Raw genomic sequence first — 20,557 nt, 5'->3', positions numbered from 1 at the left:
AAAATAAAAAAACAAAAAAGAGATCATTTAAAATGATTTCTTTTTTTATGCTTTTAATGCTTTAAAAAAGAATTTTTTTTGGTATTATTTTATATTATTAAAATGAAAGATAACATATGAAAAAGAAAAAAATATTTAAAAACTTATATTCTATAGGTCTTATAGCAGTTCCTACTTTCTTAAGTGCTCTTTCTCTATCTTGTTCTGTTCAAAAGAACGAAAATAAAGAAAATCCAAGTGAAACAAACAATAAAGTAAATGTTATTAATTTTAACAATTTAGTTAAATTTAATAATTCTTCTGAGCAATGAGAATTAAATATTGAATTTGATAAAAATGTAAATTCACATTTAGAAATTGAACTACAACTAAAAAATGAAAATGAAGAAAAAGAGTTAAGTAGTGTTTCAATTATAAAAAACGAAAATTATGTAAATGGTAAAATTGCAACTTTTTCCTTTAAAAATAATATTATTCCAAATAAGCCATATTTATTAAAATCAATTAAACAAACCAATCAACAAAATGATAATTTGGAATTTTCCATAAAAGAAGAAATAAACAAAGAAATTGTATTTTCTAATTCAAACATTTCTTTTACAACGAATGAAAAAAATAAGGAAATTGAAACAAGTGATTTTGGTAATACTTTCAATTTAAATTATGACTTATCTTCTAATGATTTAAATAAATACATTTCATTAATTATTTATGAATTAAATAATGATAATATAATAAAAGAAGATTCTAAAATCACAACTGATAAAGAAATTATTAGCAAAAAATGAATAAGTATTCCAAAATTAAAGGAAAATACAAAATATTTAGTTAAATATGCATTAATTTACAATAATGAAAAAGATAGTGATTTTTTTGTCGCTAATCTAGAAAATAATTTTATTATATCAACTCCAAAAGAGATTTTAAATAAGCAAGATGTTGAAATAAAAGAAATTTATTCAAATTTACAAAATGATAAAAGAGTAATGGGTGAATTTTTAGAAAAACGTTCTATGAGAATTACTTACTTTGATGAATTATGAAATGTTTATAGCGATAAGGCTGGTAAAAGATCAGTATTATTTCCGTTTTCTTCAATAAATGGAACAGCTTGAGTTATTGATAAAGATCCTTCTGATTCAGAAAATTTAACTTATTATTTAGCAACAAATATTCATGTTACTAAAGTATTAAAATTTCCACAAGTTTATACAAATTCTTCGCAACTTATTAGTCAAAATAACAATTATAAACAAATAACTGAAGAAAAATTATCAATGCTTAATAATGTTTTTCAAGCTCAAGCTTCACTAAATTATGATGGTTCCATACCTGAAAAAACTTTTACAAATTTATTTCAAAATGAGTTATTTCTTTTAAAACCAAATGACAGTCAAGAATGAAATGATACTAATAAAAATCCAGTTAATACAAAATTAGTTTCTGACATTTTGAAAAAACATTTTTCTTATTACAATCCACAAAAAGACAATGGAGATAATTTTGGTTTCAATTATGACTCTCAAGTAATAAATACAAACTTCCAATCACCTTTCTCTTTTATAGAATCATATGAAATTATGGAACCATTACTTTATGATCATAACTTTAAAAACTATTGAAATCTAGATGCTCAGCATCAACCTACAATAACTAATTATCCAAATACAGGAACTGATTTTTCAATAATTAAAATTAAACTGAAAAATAACATAGAAAAACCAGAAGCTTTTAAAGAATATGATTTAAATCCAACTTTAATTGGAAATATTCAAAGTGAAGAAGGAAATAATTCCAAATTGAATCTAAATGTTTTTGGTTATTCTACAGTTGTAGATTCTCAACAAAATGCATTTGAAAAAAATTCTTTTATTGGGGAAACAACAGCTAAACGATATTTTAATGAGTCTTTAATTTCTTTTAACAATTCAACAAATACATTTACTGTTGATCCAAAATATAATGAGTTTGTAACAAAAGAAACATCCATATTAAAAGAAAATATCAATTTTAAAAATTCACAATTAGAGGGCGAAGGAAAGTTTTACTATAATAATGCCAATTTTGAAAATATTTGATATTTAAATGGTGTTGGGATATTAAATTCATTTTGAACTGGAAGTTCAGGTTCAGCAGTATTTGATAGTAATAAAATTCTTGTTGGATCCCTTTTTGCAACAAATGCTAAAAAACCAGGAACCATTGATAATGAAAATAGTAAAGAAAAAATATTATTTAGTGAAATAAACCCTGAAAATAAAGAAATTAACCCAATTTTATTTTATTTAAATACAAGAACTTCTGAAAATTCTTGACTAAAAAAATATTGAAATTCAATTCAAAAAATATTATCCAAAGAAGGTTATAGAAAAGATTAAAATTTAAGGAGAAAAAATGAAAAATTATAAAAATTATAATGAAATACCAGAAAAATATAAATTTGATTTAGAATTTATTTTAAAAAATAAATCAATTCAAGAATGATTAGATGATTTTGAAAAATATTCTATTCCAGTAATAAAAACAAGTAAAACTAAATTTGAAAATATAGATAAATTTATTGAATATAAAGAAAAACAAAAAGAATTTGATTTATATTTTTCACAAATTTATAACTATTTATCTAACAAAAAAAATACTAATTTAGTTGAACCAGTGGTTTCAACTCATTTTGGTTTGCTGTTAAATAAATACTCAGATTTTATTAAAGAACTTGGTTCTGAAGAAAATGAGTATTTTAAAAATTCACACAAAATAAATGAATGAAAATCAGATCCAAGATTTCAATTATATAATAAAGATGTTGAAGAGATTTTATCTAAAAAAGAACATAAGTATGTAGACGAAGTGGAAAATTATATAACACAAACATCAAAAGGAGAGGTTTCTTTATACCAAACTTTTGCAATTTTAAGAGATTCTGAAACTAAATTCGATGAAATTATAAGTAAAAATAAAAAGTTTACCTTAAATCAATCTACTTACTTTTCATATTTAAAAAGAAAAGATGAAAATATAAGAAAGCAAGCATATACTAACTATTTAAATGGTTTTTTAAATCATAAACAAACTTTTAGTTCCTTACTTGAACAACATATAAGAAATAAATCTACAGATGCTCTAAATAGAAACTATAATTCTTTGGTTGAAAAAGAAATATCCAATGACAAAGTTCCTTTAGAACTTTTAAATAAACTATTTTCTATTGTTCAATCAAACTCAAATTTATATGATCTTTTTTACAAAACTAAAAAACAATTTTTTAAACAAAAATATAATAAAGATTATAAACCATGAGATTCAATGCTTCCACTTGTAAATATTAAAGAAAAATACTCAGTAGAAGATGCACAATCTTTACTTTTTGAAGCAGTTAAACCGTTGGGAGAAACTTATTTAAATAAAGTGAAAGAAGCAATAAATCAAAGATGAGTTGATTATTTAACAGTTCCTAACAAAAGAAGTGGAGCATATTCAATCGGAAGTCATTATTCACTTGAAAAAAAATATATCCTTATGAATTTTAATGGAACATTAAATTCAGTTGCTACTTTAGCACATGAAATGGGTCATTCAATGCACTCTTGATATTCAGATCAAAATCAGCCTTATGAACACGCAGACTATCCTATTTTTCTTGCTGAAATTGCATCAATTTTCAACGAACTAATGCTTTTTGATTATATGTTTACTAATGCAAAAAATGAAAAATTAAAATTTCATTTGCTTGAAAAATCTATTCAAGATTTTCTTTCAACAGTAGTAAGACAATGTCAATGAGCTAATTATGAATATGAACTTTATAAAAATATTGATAATTCTGTTCCTATGAAAACTTTTGAAAGTTTTGAAAAAATTTATGTTGATGTTTTAAACAAATATACAAATATCAAAAATAAAGAAAAAGTAGGAAATAAAAGCAATATTTATTCAGTAATTGTACCTCATTTTTATTATAATTTCTATGTTTATAAATATGCTATTGGTTATATAGTAGCAAATATTTTCTTCCAAAAATATAAAGAAAATGGTGTTCAAGAATTAGAAAATTACATTAATAAATTTTTAAGTTCTGGTTCCAAAGATTGACCTTTAAACATTTTAAAAGATTCTAATATTGATTTACTCGATAATAACACTTTACAAAAAGTTTTTGACTTACTAAATAATAAAATTAAATTATATAAAACATTAGGTAAGAAAATTTTTAAATAATTTATGAAAAAGAAAATCTGAATTTTAACAAGCACCCCTTTATTTTTAACAACTTTAATTTCTTGTCAAAATAAAGAAATAAATAAAAATGAAGACAAAAATTTTTATATTATAGATGATATAAAATATAAAAATTCAAAAAATTCTTCAGTAGAAATAGAATTAAAATTAAATTCCAATATTAGTACAACAAAAGAAAATATACAAATATATTATAAAAATTCTGATAATCAAGAAATATTAGTTAATAATTCTTTTATAAAGGAAATTCCTTTAGAAAAGAATTTATTAGTATTTGAAATAAATAACTTGACAACCAATTATGAATACTTTATTTATAAAATAATAATAAATAATCAAGAAGTAAATTTTAATAATTTTAGTACTAAATTTCAACTAGAAATAGCAAATATTGAAATTAATAATTCTTCAGTTTTAAATCAAAGAGAAGAAGTTTCTAATATCAATTTTATTCTTAACAATACTGAATATCTAGAAGAATCTAACCCAATTACTATTGTTGAATTAATTGATGAAGAACAAAATACATATTTATTTGAAGATATTTTACAAAACAATATTTTAAATATAAATTTAAATAAAATCTTATCTTCAAGTTCAAAAACATTAAAAGTTTCAAAAATAAATTTTAAAGATTTAAAAAACAAAATAATAATATCAAATGAAATTTTAAATACTAAATTTACAACTAAAAAAATTAGCAATGAAATAGAAAATAAAGAAGATAATTTTGTTATAGATTTTATAAATTTTAAAAACATTACAGAAAACAGTTTTTTAGTAATATTCCATTTTTCAGAATTTAATTTATCTAATGAAAATCTAAAAACTTTTAAATTAGTATTAAAATCTAAAAATTCTGATGAAGAAGAAAAAGAGATAATAGTAAGTAATTACGAAGTTAATTCTCCTTTTATTGAAATAAATGTAAATGAATTAAAAAGCAATACTCAATACTATATTGATTCTTTTTCTTTAAATAATAAAAATTTAACTATAGAAAAACTTGTAAAAGAAGTAACTACTGCAAAAACTACAATAAAAAACTTTTCAAGTTCAGAATTAATATTTGATGAATCAAAAAATCTTTATTCAATAAAACTTAGTTATGATAAAAACCAATTTTATATTCCTAATAATGCTGTATTTTCCGTGTTTTTATCACCAACAAGTGAAGAAAATAATCTTATAGAATTAACTAATGAAGAAATTTCAAGTGACAACTCTTTTGTATTTTTTAATATAAAAAATCAAATAAAAAAAGGTGTTGAATACAACTTAATAAAAATTCTTTATGAATCAAAAGAAATTTCATTCCCACCTTTATCAATTTTAATTAAAGATAAATTATTTTCCTTCCCAAAACCTGATATTTTAGAAAATAAAACTTTAACTCAAAGTGGTAATATCAATAACCCTAAAATTATTTTTGATAAAAATATTTTCCCAAATAGTGTCCTTCTAGAAAAAACTGATAATAATTTAAATCTAGTAAAAAATTATTTTAATATTGAAATGACAAAAATATTAAAATATATTCAAGGGACTTTTAAATTTAGTGATGAGTTTCCAAAATGAACAAACTTTAGTGATTTTAATAATCCTATTCCTGCTGAAAAACTTTTATCTAAAATACCAGATTTACAAGCAAGATTCAAAGAAGAAAATAATATTTATAAATACGTTAATAAACTTATGCCTATTTTTATTCAATATCAAGAAATTAAATTATCAGGAAACAAAAAAGAAGCAACATTAAAACTTAATTTAAAAAACTTTTTAAATAAACCATTTACTGATAAAAAAATAGGAATTACCTTTGATTTTAGAAAAAAAGATGATTCTTTTGAAACAAAAATTTCTCAAAGAATACTAATAAATTTAGAAGAATTATTAAATAATAAAAATGTTTTAAATAACGAATGAGTAACTGAGTTTTTTGAAGAACCTTTTGTAAAATTTAATTATAATATCGATAATGATTCTAATTTAATTATAAAAATTAAACCAAACGATGAATATAGTGATTATATTCCTGATTTTAGTTTCACTCAAGATGAAACTAAAATTGAAAACAATATTTTTATTTCTAAATATAATACTTTAGTTGATGTTTCATATTTAACAAAAGATGAAGAAGATGAAAATTTCTCACTTGTTCCTGAAACTTATCAATCAGATTTACATGCTAAATTAAGTTCTAATGGACAATATTATTCAAACAAAATTAATAATCCACTTAAATTTAGTAATGGTAAAAGAATTTTAGAACAAGAAACCGACACAAATTTTCAAGAAATTAGAAAAAGAGTTTTTGTTGTTGGTGGTGGAACTTCAACTATGCTTGCAAAAGTTAAACCCAACGATCCAAATGATTATAGATATTTTTTCATAACAAATAGACACGTTAGTGACATTTTAGAAACAAGATGATATGATTCTAGAGTTTTAAAAAAATTTTTAATTCCAGATTTCAACGATTCCAAGGTAAATAGTGCTAATAGTGAAATTTCAATAAATGTAGAAAAAAAATGATTCAATTTTAATTTTTGACAAGCAATAAATCAAACCAAAAGAGATGAAACAAAAGAACAAGATTCAAATAGAAATAATGCTGATATATCAATATCTATAATTGATATTGAACCAATTTTAAAACAAGCAAAATTAGAAAAAAATACCAAAATTATCAATTACTTAAATGAATGACAAAGATTAAAACCACTTAAATTAAGCAAAAAAACTAATTATATTTCCCAAAATAATTATGTAAAATTCTTTGTTAGCAGTTTCCCACAAGATCCTTATCTAAACTTTTCTGGTAGAAGATATAGAGAACATATTATTAATAGAATAGAAAAAGTAACTATAAATGATCAAGCACAAGAATTTGCAAAATATGGTTATTTTAAAACTTTTATTCAATATGATAACAACAATAATAACGATAAATATGATTTAATTTCTGGAGCATCAGGAAGTATAGTTTATGATGAAAGTGGAGAAATGGTTGCTATCTTTATGCAAAATACAGGAGATGATGGTTATGGTTTCGGTTTTCTTTCTTCCTTGGAATTTGACTATTTCGGTTTTGAAACTTCTAGCAACCCTAATTCCTTTAAAAATAAATTATTAAAATCAATAGAATTAGAACCATCAAAATTTGAAATGATTGAAATATAAAAATGCGGATTTCCGCATTTTTTCTTTATATTCGTTTTAATAAGATTATTTTCCAATACCATTTATTTCATTTTTTCTAGATAAAGTTATTGATCCTTCTTTTGTAACAAGTAAATCATCTTCAATTCTTGCTCCACCAAAACCTTCTATATAAATACCAGGTTCAACCGTAATAACCATTCCTTCTTCTAATACAAAATCACTTAATGATGAAACATTTGGTAATTCATGAACATCAATTCCAAGACCATGCCCTGTAGAGTGAACAAAATATTCACCATATCCTTTGGATTCAATATAATCTCTACATACTTTATCAACTTCAGAAGCTTTTATACCTGGTTTTACAAATTGTCTTCCAAGTTGTGCAGCTTCTTTAACAATTTGTAAAATTTCTTCTTTTTTAGGATCTACTTTTGAGTTATTAGGATTAAAAATAAATGTTCTTGTTATATCTGCTCCATAACCTTTATAAATAGCACCAAAATCAATTTTTAATAAGTCTCCTGACTTAACTACTGCAGAAGTTGGGTGGTGATGTGGAACTGCAGAATTAGCTCCCGCAGCAATGATAGAATCAAAACATTCTTTTTGTGCACCTTTTTCTTTCATTAAAAAGTTTAATTTTCTATCAAGTTCTTGTTCGCTTTGTCCTTCTTTAATTTCTTTTAGTAATTCATCATAAGACTCTAGTGAAATATCAATAGCTTTTTTAATTAATTTTACTTCTTCTTCATCTTTTAGTATTCTAAGTTTTTGACCTGAAATTTCAACTATTTCACTGTTTGGAAATGATTTTTTTATTCTATTTAACTCAACAAGAGTTATATAATCAGCTTCAACTCCAATTCTTTTGTATTCTTTGCTTTTAGAAAAATTATCTCAATTTTCTTTGTTAAATAAAACTAATTCAGCATTTTTTACTTGTTTTTTTGCATATTCATAGTAACGTCCATCAACAAAAACATATGATTTATTTTTTTCCATCACAGTAATTCCATCTGTTGATTGAATTGTTGATAATCAAAGTCTTGTTTGTGGAGCAAATGAAATTATTGCATCTAATTTTTTCTCTGTTAATGTTATATCTAAATATTTTCTATTCATTTTTAACTTATCTCTTTTCTTATTTTTTTTCTTTATGTGATGTATGTTTGTTGCATTTATGACAGTGTTTAGACATTTCTAATTTTTCTGTCTGTGTTTTTTTGTTTTTTGTTGTTATGTAATTTTCCATTTTACATTCATTGCATCTTAAAGTAACACCTTCTCTTGGCATTTTTCCTCCTAATATAAAATAATAATTTAATTAATTTAATTTTAACAAAAAGAAGAAAATATTTTTAAAATTAGATTTTAATAAAAAACTCTGCATTTATAATAAAGCAGAGTAGAAACTAAAATTTAAATATAGTATTTATTCTTTTATAAAGGAAACACAAGGAAAATTATTTTTTTTCTTTATGTGATGTATGTTTGTTGCATTTATGACAGTGTTTAGACATTTCTAATTTTTCTGTCTGTGTTTTTTTGTTTTTTGTTGTTATGTAATTTTCCATTTTACATTCATTGCATCTTAAAGTAACACCTTCTCTTGGCATTTTTCCTCCTTATTGTATTTTTATAAATAAAAGATAAAAAAATTTTATCAAAAAATTCACATTTTTTTATTTTTTAATCTTTTTATTTTTGTAAATTTATATTTAAAATCATTTTTAATCTATAATAATATTATATAAGAAAGGAAAAGTTATGAAAATAATTCAAAAAAATAAAATAGCAAATTTCAACTATGAAATTTATGAAAAATATGAATGTGGAATTTCTTTACTTGGTTGAGAAATTAAATCCATAAGAGCTAACAATTTTAACTTAAAAAATTGTTATGCTACTTTTAAAAAAGGTGAATTATATTTAACTAACTTACATATTTCCTTATATATGGCCGTAAAAGGAGATGAAGAGAGAGAAAGAAAATTGCTTTTACATAAAAATCAATTAAAGAGAATTGAACTAAAACAAAAACAACAAGGATTTACTCTTGTTCCTTTAATGTTTTATTGAAATGATAAAAATAAAGTTAAAGTTGAATTAGCTTTAGTTAAAGGTAAAAATAAAATAGATAAAAGGATTTCTGAAAAAGAAAAAGAATTAGAAAGAACAATTAAAAAAATTATTTATTAAAAAATGCATAAATTTCAAAATTATGATAAAATAAAATTGCTTTTTTAATAAGAAGAAAAAAAATAAAAAATTATTTTGTTTTTTTAAAAAAAGTAGTATAATAATAAAGCATTATTATTTGCAATGCTAAATGCCGATTTAGCTCAGCGGTAGAGCAGCTGGCTGTTAACCAGTTGGTCGCAGGTTCGATCCCCGCAATCGGCGCCATGGCCCATTGGTGAAGCGGTCAACACACATGGTTTTCATCCATGCATTCACGGGTTCGAGTCCCGTATGGGTCACCATTTTTAGGAAGATTAGCTCAGTTGGGAGAGCATCGCCCTTACAAGGCGGAGGTCGTGGGTTCGAGCCCCTCATCTTCCACCATGCCGTCTTAGCTCAGCAGGCAGAGCAACTGACTTGTAATCAGTAGGTCGTAGGTTCGATTCCTATAGACGGCACCATCATGTTATTGGTTTAAAAAAAGGTTCGATTCCTTTTAACATGACCTTAAAATGCGCGAGTGGTGAAATTGGCAGACACGCTAGATTTAGGCTCTAGTGCTTTACGGCGTAAGGGTTCAAGTCCCTTCTTGCGCACCATATAATTTTTATAATTATCATTAAAGCAAAATTATTAAATTTTGCTTTTTATTTTGTTTTTTTAAAGTAATATTTATTATATGATTAAACTTTTATACAAAGAAAAAAATATAAGTTCATTTCAAAAAATAAAAAAATTTGCAAAAGAAAATAATATTAAAAAAATCGGTCATACAGGAACTTTAGATCCAATGGCTACTGGATTGTTGTTAGTTGCAACAGATGAAGATACAAAATTAATTAATTATTTAGATAAAAGCACAAAAACTTATATAACCACAATGAAATTTCACTTAGATTCAAATACCTTAGATATAGAAGGAAAAATTACTGAAATCAATTACACAAAAAAAATAGAATTAGCAGAAATTGAAGAAAAAATAAATTCTTTTATTGGTTGCTATATGCAAACTCCACCTATTTTTTCTGCTAAAAAAATCAATGGAAAAAGGGCTTATGATTTAGCAAGAGAAAATAAAAATATAGTTTTATCCAAATCAAAAGTTTGCATTGAAAAAATTAAAATCATAGAGTTCAATTATGAAAAACAAGAATTAACTTTTGAAACAACAGTTTCTAGAGGAACTTATATAAGAAGTTTAATAAGAGATATATCTAATAAATTAAATACTTCTGCCATTATGACCTCTTTAGAAAGAACAAAGTTAAGTAATTTAACTTTAGATGATCTTCATTTGGAACAAATAGATCCTTTGAGTATAATCGATAATAATTTGCCTAAATTTGTTTTAAATGATATGCAACTTAAAACTTTAGTAAAAGGACTTAATTTTGAAATAGAAGAAGATGATAAACAAGAAATTGTATTAATTTTTAATAATAAAATTGTTGGATTTGGTAGAATTTATAAACAAAAAATGTTTTCTAATAAACTTTTTGGAAATATAATAAATAAAGTTTTAAAAATGGAGTAAAAATGAAAAAATATAAATTAATTTCTTTTGATATAGATGGAACACTTTTACCATACACACAAAAAGATTTTTTTCCAGAAATCAAAAAAATGTTTGTTGATTTAAAAAAACAAGGAATAGTGGTTATTTTTTGTACAGGTAGAGAAATGATTACAATCGGTAATCTTCTTGATGAAGTAGAAGTAGATTACTTTTTAGGAGCTAATGGAGCATTTATTTTTGATTGCAAAAAGAAAAAAATTATTTATGAAGATAAAATAAATTACAATGATTTTATTACATTAAGTAATTTTTTAGATAAGGAAAATTGTGATTATAGTGTAATGACAGATAAATACGGTTATTTTTCAGAAGGTCATGATTTTAATAATTGATTTTTAAAAGATCACACCGCAAAATTTAAAAAATTAACTGATTTAGAGTTTGATCAAAATAACTTGCATATCATAACTGTAAAAAGTTCTGATCCTAATTTAATTTCTAAAACAGCCGATTTTTTAAAGAAAAATGATTTAAATCTTGAAATAAATTCCACATGATCAAAAGGTTTTTTTATTAGTACATTAAACAGTAATAAAGCTAAAGGACTAAAAGAATTAGGAAAAATTATAAACATTTCACTTCAAGAAATGATTGCTTTTGGTGATGGTTCAAATGACTATGAAATGATAAAAGAAGTTGGTTATGGAATTGCTATGGATGGTGCTCCGGATTTTGTTATAAAAGTTGCTAAAGATACAGCACTTTCTTCTGAAGAAAAAGGAACATATTTAAAACTAAAAGAATTAGGAATTATTTATTAATGACAAAAGTTATACTTTTCAATGATGACAATAACCAAGAATTGCAAGATTCTTGCTTTATTTTAGGATCTTTTGAATCTTTTCATAAAGGGCATTTAAAACTATTAGAAAAAGCAAAAGAATTTAATAAAAAAATAACAATTTTACTTTTTGAAAATCCTGAAATTTTACCTAAAAATAATCAAAAGTTTTTTTCAGATTTATTTTCCAGAATTCAAGTTATTGCCAATTTAAAAATTAACTACATTTTACTTTTAAAATTTGATGAAAACATCAAAAATACTGACGGTTATGATTTTATTAATCTTTTAATTAAAAAAGGAGCAACTAAATTTATAATAGGTTCAGACTTTAAATTAGGAAAAAATGGTTTATTAAATGCACAAAAAATAAAAGATTATTTTGCAGATACTGAAATAGTAGAACTTTATAAAGAAAATGAAAGAAAAATATCTACTTCTTTTTTAAAAGAATTGCTAGTTAGTGGAAATTTTGAAGCAATTAATAAAAATTTAGTAGAAAATTTTTTCATAAAAGCTAAAATAAATTTTAAAAATGAAGTTTTCTTCCTTAAAAATCAAACTATTTTTCCAGCTGGAATTTACCTTTGTTATTTAATATGAAATGAAAAAAAATATCCAGTTATTCTTTGAAGGGGTTTTGTTTTAAAAAAAGATAAAATCTTTTTCTTTGAGGGTTTAAAAGTAGAAATTGAATCAATAGAAATTGTTTTTATTGAATTTGTAAAACAAAAAAGAATAATCACAACAGAAATAGAAAATCAATTAACAACTAAAGAAAAAGAAGAAATTAAAAAGCTTTTTAGTTATTAAAAATTAGTTTTTTTATTAAAATAAAAGCATTTTTTTATTTCTCTTAATAAAATAAAAAATATGTAATATAATTTTAAAGTTATGGATTTAATTAAATATATAAGAGATGTTCAAGATTTTCCAAAAAAAGGAATCTTATTTAAAGACATTTCTCCATTACTTGCTAATGGGGAAGTTTTAAGATATGTGATAGATAAAATGAGTGAATTAAGCAAAGATGCAGATATAATAATTGGACCTGATGCTAGAGGTTTTCTTTTTGGAACTCCAGTTGCTGCTATGCTAAAAAAACCTTTTATTATGGTTAGAAAACCAAATAAATTACCAGGTGAAGTAGTATCTATGAATTATGATTTAGAATATGGTTCAAATGCTTTAGAAGTGCAAAAAGGAATGATTAAACCAGGGCAAAAAGCTATAATTATAGATGATGTTCTTGCAACCGGTGGAACAACAAGAGCTATTATTAATTTAGTTGAATCACAAGGAGCTACTGTTGAAAAAATTGTTCTTCTTATGGAATTAGAAGAACTAAAAGGTCGTGATATGCTAAAACCTTATGAAGTAGAATCATTAATAAAAATTTAAGATACTTTAACCAGCAAATTCTGGTTTTTTTATAATAAAATGTCTTAATTATTAATTTGAAATATTAAAAAAAATGATACAATTTTATATTATTTTAATTGGAAAGGATAAAAATGAAGATTGCTGGATATTGAAGAAGATTTTTTGCTAGTTGAATTGATACTTTTTTAGCAGTTATTACAGTTGGAGTAATGTTTGTAATACAAATTATTCAATTCTGTTCTGGAAAACCTACTTTCGGTATGAAAGTAACAGGGATAACTTATAGTTATGGTTCTGGAAGAATGTTAAGATTATTCTTATTTAAATTATTGTGAACATGTCTTTTACTTAGTTTTATTATAGATTTTTTCACAATTATTATGAAAAAAGGAACATTCCCTGAAATCTGAGCAGATAATTATATAGTTGTTGGCTTAAATTAATTATCAATTTATATAATTTTCAAAGCAAAATATTTTAAATAAACAAAAAACAATAATAATTTCTTCCTATTTTGTAAAAATAGTGTATAATAATATTGTTTTATGGGGGGGTAGCGAAGCGGCCAAACGCGGGTGGCTGTAACCCACTTTCTAACGATTCGGGGGTTCGAATCCCTCCCCCCCCACCATAATGCCCCATGGCCAAGCGGTAAGGCAGCGGTTTTTGGTGCCGCGATGCGTTAGTTCGAATCTAACTGGGGCAGCCAATCAAAAATGACCTAAGAAGCAAAATACTTTGCTTCTTTTTTTAATCAAATTTAAAAATATGCTACAATTAAACTAATAAAATAAAAGAAAGAGATAAAAATAATGAATAACAATTTTAAATACATTATTAAAAATAAAAAAATTATTGTTAAAATTTTTAACACTATTTTTGTCTATAAATCAAGATTTTTTTAAACCTTATAATAATATTTATAAATAGAAAAAGGTCTTGAAAAAAGATCTTTTATTTTATTATTTTTATTAGGAGGAGAAAATGATTAAAATTTCAAATTTAAAAAAGTCTTTTAAAAACAAAAGAGTTTTAGATATAAAGGAACTAAATATAGAAAATAAACAAATTTTCTGTATTTTAGGTAAATCAGGAAGTGGTAAAAGTACTTTTTTAAACATAATTAGTAACTTAATCAATCCTGATTTTGGAACTATTACCTTTGAGAAAGAAAACCCAAAAATTGAATTTGTTTTTCAAGATTTTAACTTAATTGAAGATTTAAACGCTTTTCAAAATATAAAAATTTCTTTAAATGTTAATTCTGAAACTATTGATGAAAAAGAAATTATTGAGCTAGCAAAAGATTTAGAGTTAGATGAAACACTTTTAAAGAAAAAGGTTAAACTATTATCTGAAGGAGAAAGACAAAGAGTAACTATTCTTCGGTCTCTAGTAAGAGATTTTGATATTTTGCTTGCAGATGAACCAACAAGCAACTTAGATGAAGAAAATTCCCATAAAATTTTTGATATATTTAATAAAATATCACAAAATAAACTTGTTATTGTTGTTTCTCACGATATTGATCTAGTTAAAAAATATGCTGATAGCTATTATGACTTAAATGCAAAGGAATTTAAAAAGAATGAAGAGAAAACACCTACTCCAAAAGAAGAAATTTTTAATCACAAAATAAGTAAAAAAAGAAATAAATTCTATAAATTATTACCTGCTCCTTATTTAAGTTTAATTGACATAACTAAAAAGAAATACTCTTTCTTTATTTCTTTTATTATTATGTTAATAGCGATTTTAATAGTCCCTATTTTTATGCTATTTTCAAGCAATAATTTAGCTCTTAAAAATGAAAATACAAGATTTTCAGATTTTGATAAAGCGTTTATAACAAAACAAATTAATCAATCTTATGAACTTAATCCTGGAGAAAAAGAAAAAATAAAGCAACTAGAATCAATTAATTATAGTTTAGATACATATGATAATTATGTAGTAAAACTTGTAATTAACAACGAAAAAGAAATATTAAAATTTCAAACTATTGAAAATGACAACTTTTTTAAAGATAGGTTGAAGTATTTAAATATAGAAGGAAATTTTCCAGAAAATGAAAATGAATTTATAATTTCAGAAGAAATTGCAAAAAAATATAATTTAAAAATCAATGATAAGGTTAACGTAAATTTTGGCAATTTACAAAAGGAATTAACTATTAGTGCAATTAATAATTCTTTAAATTTTGAAAACAAAAACTTAAATTTCTTTTCTTCAAAAACCCTTTCTTCCTTTATTAAAACAAATGAAAATTATTTTTTTAAAGGTTTTTCACTAAGAAAAACTAATCAAATAACTAAATATAATGTTGCTAATGAAAATGAAATAAATATCAAGTCCTATTCTGTTATAAATGATACTGACCAAATAATTGAAGGTCAAAAAGCTAAATCATATGAAGAAATTAATTTAAGTAAAGAAATTAAAGAAAAATATGACGTGCAACTTAATTCGTTTTTAGAATTAAATACAGGATATAATGATTTTTTAGTTAAAGTTGTTGGTTTTTTTGAAAGCACTAATCCTGAACTCAAAACAACAGATAGTAACTTTAAATATTTTGCATCAGAATATCAACCAACTTTTACAATTTTTACAAAACCCAACTACGATACTAATCTTTTAAAAGAAGAATTAAAAGAAATTAATCCTTATTTAAAATTAACAACAAATAATTCCCAAGTTTATAAACAATTAGCAGTTGGTAATAATTTCATTGCCTACTTATTATTACTTTTAGTTATTGTTGTTTCTGCAATTAGTTTTATTACAATTATTCTTTTTTCTAAATTTTTAACAGATTCTAAAAATAGAGTAATTGGAATTCTAAAACTTTTAAAAACAAAAGTTTTAAATATATTTTTATACCATTCCTTTTCTTATCTTATTTTAAGTTTATCGGTTTTAATATTTTTAATTCCTTCATTTTTTGCTTCATTTTATCTTGTTATAAATATAAGTCCTGGATTTAAACTTTTAGAGATAAACTATTCATATTTTTTAAGTATTAGTTTACTTGTTTGATTAATAATAAGTGTTGGTTATTATTTATTTTATTTATTAATCTCATTTTTAACATACAAAAAAGGGCAATTAATCTTTTAAGATAAAATATTTTCTAAAAAGAAACTATTTTGATAATAAAAACAAAATACAAATGCATAATTTAGAAATTCACCTAAAAGAAAATCAATATTTTGTTTTAGGTAAAAATGTTCTTTCATCCATAGATAGCAAAAATTTTGGTTATGTTTTGTATTCTCAAATTATTGCTAAAGTTATTTCATAAAATTAAAAGTTTAAGAAAGCAGGATAAAAATGCCTGTTTTCTTATTTTTTTATCAAAAACTTGCTTTTTTTTTTTTTTTGTAAAATGAAACTAATAAAAATAAAAAGAAAAGGAAAATATGAAAAAAATTAAATTTTTATCTTTAAGTACACTAACTGTTTTACCAGTTTCTGCTCTATTTATTGTTTCTTGCCAACAAACTAAAACTGAATCAGGAAATCAAACTAACCAACCAACTAATCCTGCTCCTGCTTCACCAGCACCTGTAAATACTGATCCAAATCCTGTAACACCAAAATCAACTACTCCTTCTGATTCTAATCCTAAAGATGATGAAGATGACAAAGATTATGAAAATCAAATTAGTGATGAACATTTTGACAATAATGAAAATGATTCTGATTACTCTAAAGTAAAAGCATACAAAGAAAACGAAGTATCTAAAAAGAAAGCAATTTTTAAAAAAATTCTCGTTCCTTTTTATAAATGACAAGGAAATTCAGAAGAAGAAGCAAATAAAAAGGCAACTGAATTTATAAATAAAAGTACAAATCCAAAAGAATTAAAAGTTTTATGATACAAATTCATTCGTTCTCAACAAGTTAGAAATTTTGTTAAAACAGCAATTAAACAACGTTCCATTAGACAAATTGGAAAACTTTTAGCAAAAGAGATTTTCTATTCACTTAAAGAAGTTATAAAAAGAAAGAAACACTAAAAATATTAAAAATAAGGAAAATTCTAAAGGGATTTTTCTTTTTTTGCCAAAAACTTGCTTTTTTTTTTTTTTTTGTAAAATGGTATTATCATAAACTTAAAAAAGGAAAATATATGAAAAAAGCAAAAATTTTAACATTAAGTACACTAACTGTTTTACCAGTTTCTGCTTTATTTATTGTTTCTTGCCAACAAGCTAAAAGTGATAATAATTCAGAAACCAAACAACCTGCAACCCCAGAACAACCTGTTCCTACAACCCCTACAACTCCTACAACCCCTTCAAATGAAAATCCAAGTGAACCAGGTTCAAACATTCAAACAACCCCTGTAAATAACAATCCAGAAAACCCTGCTCCTGCAAATCCTTCAAAAACAACAAGTTCAAACGAAGAAACAGAAGAACAACCTTCTGATAGCGAATTTGAAGGAAATGAAAATGATTTTGATTATTCTAAAGTAAAAGATATAAAAGCTAATGAACTTTCAAAACAAAAAGAAATTTATAAAAAAGTTCTTGTCTTTTTCTATAAATCACAAGGGGATAATGAAGCAGAAGCACAAAGAAAAGCAAATGAATTTGTTAATGTAACTTCAGATAAAACTAAAGAATTAAAATTAAAATGATATAAATTCATTCGTTCCAAAGAAGTTAGATCTTTTGCTAAAACACTAGCAAAAACTGCTGCTAAGTCCGCAGGAAAAGAAATTGGTAAAATTATTGCAAAAGAACTTATAAAATCAATTAAAGAAATTTCTAGAAAGAAAAGACATTAATTTGAAGTTATTAATAACTTCATTTTTTTATTTCAAAAAATTTGGCACTCTTTTTATTAGACTGCCAAAAAATGTGCTATAATTTGTTTAGAAAAAAATAAAAAGGAGTGATAATATGAATTTTGAATATAAAGAAAACAAAAGCCCTTTAAAAGAATTTGGGAAAAACTTAACTGATTTGGCACTAAAAAATAAATTAGATCCAGTAATTGGAAGAGATGAAGAAATCAGAAGAATAATAACAATTCTTTCAAGAAAAACAAAAAATAATCCCGTTCTTGTTGGAGAACCAGGAGTAGGGAAAACAGCTATTGTTGAAGGTTTGGCAAGACAAATTGTTGAAGGTAATGTACCTGAAAGTTTAAAAAATAAGGAAGTATGAGAAATAGATTTAGCTTCTATAATTGCTGGTGCTTCTTACCAAGGTCAATTTGAAGATAGATTAAAAAAACTAATTAAAGAAATTGAAGATTCTAACGGTGAAATTATTGTTTTTATAGATGAAATTCATCTTTTAATTGGAACAGGAAGAAATGGTAATAACGCTATGGATGCTGCTAACATTATTAAACCAATTATGGCAAGAGGTGGAATAAAATTAATTGGTGCAACCACTCTTGAAGAATATAAAATTTATATCGAAAAGGATGCAGCACTTGAAAGAAGAATGCAAAAAATAGATGTAAGTGAACCTTCAATTGAAAGCACTATAACAATTTTAAGAGGAATTAAAAATAGAATGGAAAATTTCCATCAAATTAAAATTTCCGATGAGGCATTAGTAGCTGCTGCAAATCTTTCTTCAAGATATATTAGTGATAGATTTCTACCAGATAAAGCAATTGACTTAGTAGATGAAGCTAGTGCTACTTTAAAAGTAGAAACTAATTATCAACCTGAAATAATTGAAAAATTAAAACAAGAATTTGCAAAATTGAATATGGAAAAAATTTCTTTAAAAGGTTCAAAAAATGACGAAAACAAAGAAAAAATACAGGAATTAGACGAAAAAATAAAAGATTTAGAATTAGAAATAAAATCAAAAGAAAAAATCTTTAATGAAGAAAAAAACCAAACTTCTAAAATTGCTGAATTAAAAAATTATCTTGATGATTTAAAAAATAATTTTAAAATTTTTCAAAATGAAGGGAAATTTAAAGAAGCATCTGAAATTATCTATAATAAAATTCCAGCAGTGGAAAATCAAATTAAAGAAATAGAAACAAAAATAGAAAATAGCACTAATTCCTTTATAAAAGACGAAGTAACAGCTGAAGATGTTGCAAAAATTGTTTCAAAATGAACTAAAATTCCTGTTGCTAAATTAATTGAAGAAGATAAAGTTAAAGTATTAAATTTAAAAACTGATTTAAAAAATATAATCAAAGGACAAGACGAAGCAATTGAATTAGTTAATGCAGCTATTTTAAGATCAAAAGCAAATATAAATGATCCAGATAAACCAATAGGTTCCTTTATTTTCGTAGGTTCAACTGGAGTTGGAAAAACAGAACTTGCAAGAGCTTTAGCCCTTCTTTTATTTAACTCAGAAAAACAAATGATTAGATTAGATATGTCTGAATATATGGAAAAACACTCTGTATCTAAATTAATTGGTTCTCCTCCAGGTTATATTGGTTATGAAACAGGAGGACAACTAACTGAAAAAATTAGACAAAATCCTTATTCTATAATTTTATTTGATGAAATAGAAAAAGCACATCCTGATGTTATTAATATATTATTACAAATTTTGGACCATGGAACTTTAACAGACTCTAAAGGAAGAAAGGTTAATTTTAAAAATACTATCATTATTATGACAAGCAATATTGCAGCTCTTGAAATTCTAGATAATCCTAAAATTTCAATGGAAACAATTAAAGAAAAATTACTTGAGCATTTTAAGCCAGAATTCTTAAATAGAATTGATGAAATTATTAAATTTAATCCTTTATCAAAAGATGTTCTTAAAAATATTGCTAAACTTGAATTAGATAAATTATTAACTAGAATTAGAGAAAATACAGGATTTTCTATTGTTTATGAAAATGAATTATTAAATTACATTATTAATAATACAGATGTGTTAAACTTTGGTGCTCGCCCTATTAAATTATTTATTAAAAGAAATATAGAAACATTAATTGCAAATAGTATTATTAATAAAGATATTTCAAAAGAAAATATAAATATTTTAAGTGTTACTAAAAACTCTATTACTTGAAAAAAGGAATAAAAAAATGGCAGAGGTGACAGGACTCGAACCCATAACACACGGGGTTGAAGCCCGTTGTTCTACCATTGAACTACACCTCTACTAACAAAATATATTGTAGCATATTTCCCTTTTTTTGAAAATAAAAAATAAAATAACTTTAAACAGGGACATAAATTTGGGACACCAAATTTATGTTTTTATTTAAGGAGAAAA

General features: G+C 23.6%; 17 protein-coding genes and 8 tRNA genes. 21 read left to right on the top strand and 4 right to left on the bottom strand.

Annotated elements, in window-relative coordinates; all coding sequences use genetic code 4:
* Positions 1 to 116: 116 nt before the first annotated feature.
* From ACXX85_RS03425 to ACXX85_RS03415, 3 genes are read left to right on the top strand one after another with little or no spacing between them, the layout of a single operon-like run.
* A complete protein-coding gene (locus ACXX85_RS03425; protein ID WP_458560634.1) occupies positions 117 to 2,378 on the top strand; it encodes a DUF31 family putative serine protease in 2,262 nt (753 codons plus the stop codon).
* 16 nt (positions 2,379 to 2,394) lie between these two features.
* Positions 2,395 to 4,215 carry an oligoendopeptidase F gene (pepF, locus tag ACXX85_RS03420; protein WP_436359006.1) on the top strand — a complete coding sequence of 607 codons (1,821 nt, stop codon included), beginning with the start codon at positions 2,395 to 2,397 and terminating at the stop codon, positions 4,213 to 4,215.
* A gap of 3 nt (positions 4,216 to 4,218) precedes the next feature.
* A complete protein-coding gene (locus ACXX85_RS03415) occupies positions 4,219 to 7,419 on the top strand; it encodes a hypothetical protein (RefSeq protein ID WP_458560633.1) in 3,201 nt (1,066 codons plus the stop codon).
* Positions 7,420 to 7,464: 45 nt separating this feature from the next.
* On the opposite strand, the gene ACXX85_RS03410 is transcribed toward ACXX85_RS03415, so the two are convergent.
* The 3 genes from ACXX85_RS03410 to rpmG (ACXX85_RS03400) form a co-directional block, all read right to left on the bottom strand.
* On the bottom strand, positions 7,465 to 8,526 hold the full coding sequence (locus ACXX85_RS03410) for an aminopeptidase P family protein (RefSeq protein WP_458560632.1): 1,062 nt from the start codon (positions 8,524 to 8,526) through the stop codon (positions 7,465 to 7,467).
* A 19-nt stretch (positions 8,527 to 8,545) separates the two neighbouring features.
* A complete protein-coding gene (rpmG, locus tag ACXX85_RS03405) occupies positions 8,546 to 8,698 on the bottom strand; it encodes a 50S ribosomal protein L33 (RefSeq protein WP_436359001.1) in 153 nt (50 codons plus the stop codon).
* A gap of 169 nt (positions 8,699 to 8,867) precedes the next feature.
* Positions 8,868 to 9,020, bottom strand: coding sequence for a 50S ribosomal protein L33 (rpmG, locus tag ACXX85_RS03400; RefSeq protein ID WP_436359001.1), 153 nt, complete (start codon positions 9,018 to 9,020; stop codon positions 8,868 to 8,870).
* Between the two features lie 151 nt (positions 9,021 to 9,171).
* On the opposite strand from rpmG (ACXX85_RS03400), the gene smpB reads away from it, so the two are divergent.
* The 18 genes from smpB (at position 9,172) to ACXX85_RS03310 (ending at position 20,362) form a co-directional block, all read left to right on the top strand.
* A complete protein-coding gene (gene smpB / locus ACXX85_RS03395) occupies positions 9,172 to 9,603 on the top strand; it encodes an SsrA-binding protein (RefSeq protein ID WP_436359000.1) in 432 nt (143 codons plus the stop codon).
* Positions 9,604 to 9,735: 132 nt separating this feature from the next.
* Positions 9,736 to 9,810: transfer RNA gene (locus tag ACXX85_RS03390), tRNA-Asn, on the top strand.
* Position 9,811: 1 nt separating this feature from the next.
* A tRNA-Glu gene (locus tag ACXX85_RS03385) sits at positions 9,812 to 9,887 on the top strand.
* A gap of 6 nt (positions 9,888 to 9,893) precedes the next feature.
* Positions 9,894 to 9,969: transfer RNA gene (locus tag ACXX85_RS03380), tRNA-Val, on the top strand.
* A gap of 1 nt (position 9,970) precedes the next feature.
* A tRNA-Thr gene (locus tag ACXX85_RS03375) sits at positions 9,971 to 10,046 on the top strand.
* Between the two features lie 53 nt (positions 10,047 to 10,099).
* Positions 10,100 to 10,184 (top strand) — tRNA-Leu (locus ACXX85_RS03370).
* A gap of 80 nt (positions 10,185 to 10,264) precedes the next feature.
* Entirely contained in the window at positions 10,265 to 11,119 is an 855-nt protein-coding gene (gene truB / locus ACXX85_RS03365; RefSeq protein WP_436358999.1) for a tRNA pseudouridine(55) synthase TruB, read from the top strand.
* Positions 11,120 to 11,121: 2 nt separating this feature from the next.
* Positions 11,122 to 11,922, top strand: coding sequence for a YcsE-related riboflavin metabolism phosphatase (locus ACXX85_RS03360; RefSeq protein WP_436358998.1), 801 nt, complete (start codon positions 11,122 to 11,124; stop codon positions 11,920 to 11,922).
* Positions 11,922 to 12,755 carry an FAD synthase gene (locus tag ACXX85_RS03355; RefSeq protein WP_458560631.1) on the top strand — a complete coding sequence of 278 codons (834 nt, stop codon included), beginning with the start codon at positions 11,922 to 11,924 and terminating at the stop codon, positions 12,753 to 12,755. Before ACXX85_RS03360 ends, ACXX85_RS03355 begins: the two co-directional genes overlap by 1 nt.
* Positions 12,756 to 12,836: 81 nt before the next feature.
* Entirely contained in the window at positions 12,837 to 13,343 is a 507-nt protein-coding gene (locus tag ACXX85_RS03350; protein WP_436358995.1) for an adenine phosphoribosyltransferase, read from the top strand.
* 113 nt (positions 13,344 to 13,456) lie between these two features.
* Complete coding sequence (locus ACXX85_RS03345; RefSeq protein WP_436358993.1) at positions 13,457 to 13,768, top strand: hypothetical protein; 312 nt, start codon at positions 13,457 to 13,459, stop codon at positions 13,766 to 13,768.
* Between the two features lie 104 nt (positions 13,769 to 13,872).
* Positions 13,873 to 13,956, top strand: a tRNA-Tyr gene (locus tag ACXX85_RS03340).
* Positions 13,957 to 13,959: 3 nt separating this feature from the next.
* Positions 13,960 to 14,034: transfer RNA gene (locus ACXX85_RS03335), tRNA-Gln, on the top strand.
* Positions 14,035 to 14,309: 275 nt separating this feature from the next.
* Positions 14,310 to 16,445 (top strand): ATP-binding cassette domain-containing protein, encoded by a 2,136-nt coding sequence (locus tag ACXX85_RS03330; protein ID WP_458560630.1) that lies wholly within the window; start codon positions 14,310 to 14,312, stop codon positions 16,443 to 16,445.
* 52 nt (positions 16,446 to 16,497) lie between these two features.
* The gene (locus ACXX85_RS03325; RefSeq protein WP_436358991.1) at positions 16,498 to 16,629 is read left to right on the top strand and encodes a S26 family signal peptidase; all 132 of its coding nucleotides are present in this window, start codon (positions 16,498 to 16,500) and stop codon (positions 16,627 to 16,629) included.
* 118 nt (positions 16,630 to 16,747) lie between these two features.
* A complete protein-coding gene (locus ACXX85_RS03320; protein ID WP_436358989.1) occupies positions 16,748 to 17,347 on the top strand; it encodes a hypothetical protein in 600 nt (199 codons plus the stop codon).
* A 113-nt stretch (positions 17,348 to 17,460) separates the two neighbouring features.
* A complete protein-coding gene (locus ACXX85_RS03315) occupies positions 17,461 to 18,123 on the top strand; it encodes a hypothetical protein (protein WP_436358987.1) in 663 nt (220 codons plus the stop codon).
* Positions 18,124 to 18,238: 115 nt separating this feature from the next.
* Positions 18,239 to 20,362 carry an ATP-dependent Clp protease ATP-binding subunit gene (locus ACXX85_RS03310; protein WP_458560629.1) on the top strand — a complete coding sequence of 708 codons (2,124 nt, stop codon included), beginning with the start codon at positions 18,239 to 18,241 and terminating at the stop codon, positions 20,360 to 20,362.
* 5 nt (positions 20,363 to 20,367) lie between these two features.
* On the opposite strand, the gene ACXX85_RS03305 is transcribed toward ACXX85_RS03310, so the two are convergent.
* Positions 20,368 to 20,442: transfer RNA gene (locus tag ACXX85_RS03305), tRNA-Trp, on the bottom strand.
* Positions 20,443 to 20,557 lie beyond the last annotated feature (115 nt).

Source organism: Mycoplasma sp. Z386 (assembly GCF_054343375.1).
The sequence above is the reverse complement of the archived record's forward strand: the minus strand, read 5'-3'. Positions and strand labels throughout refer to the sequence as shown.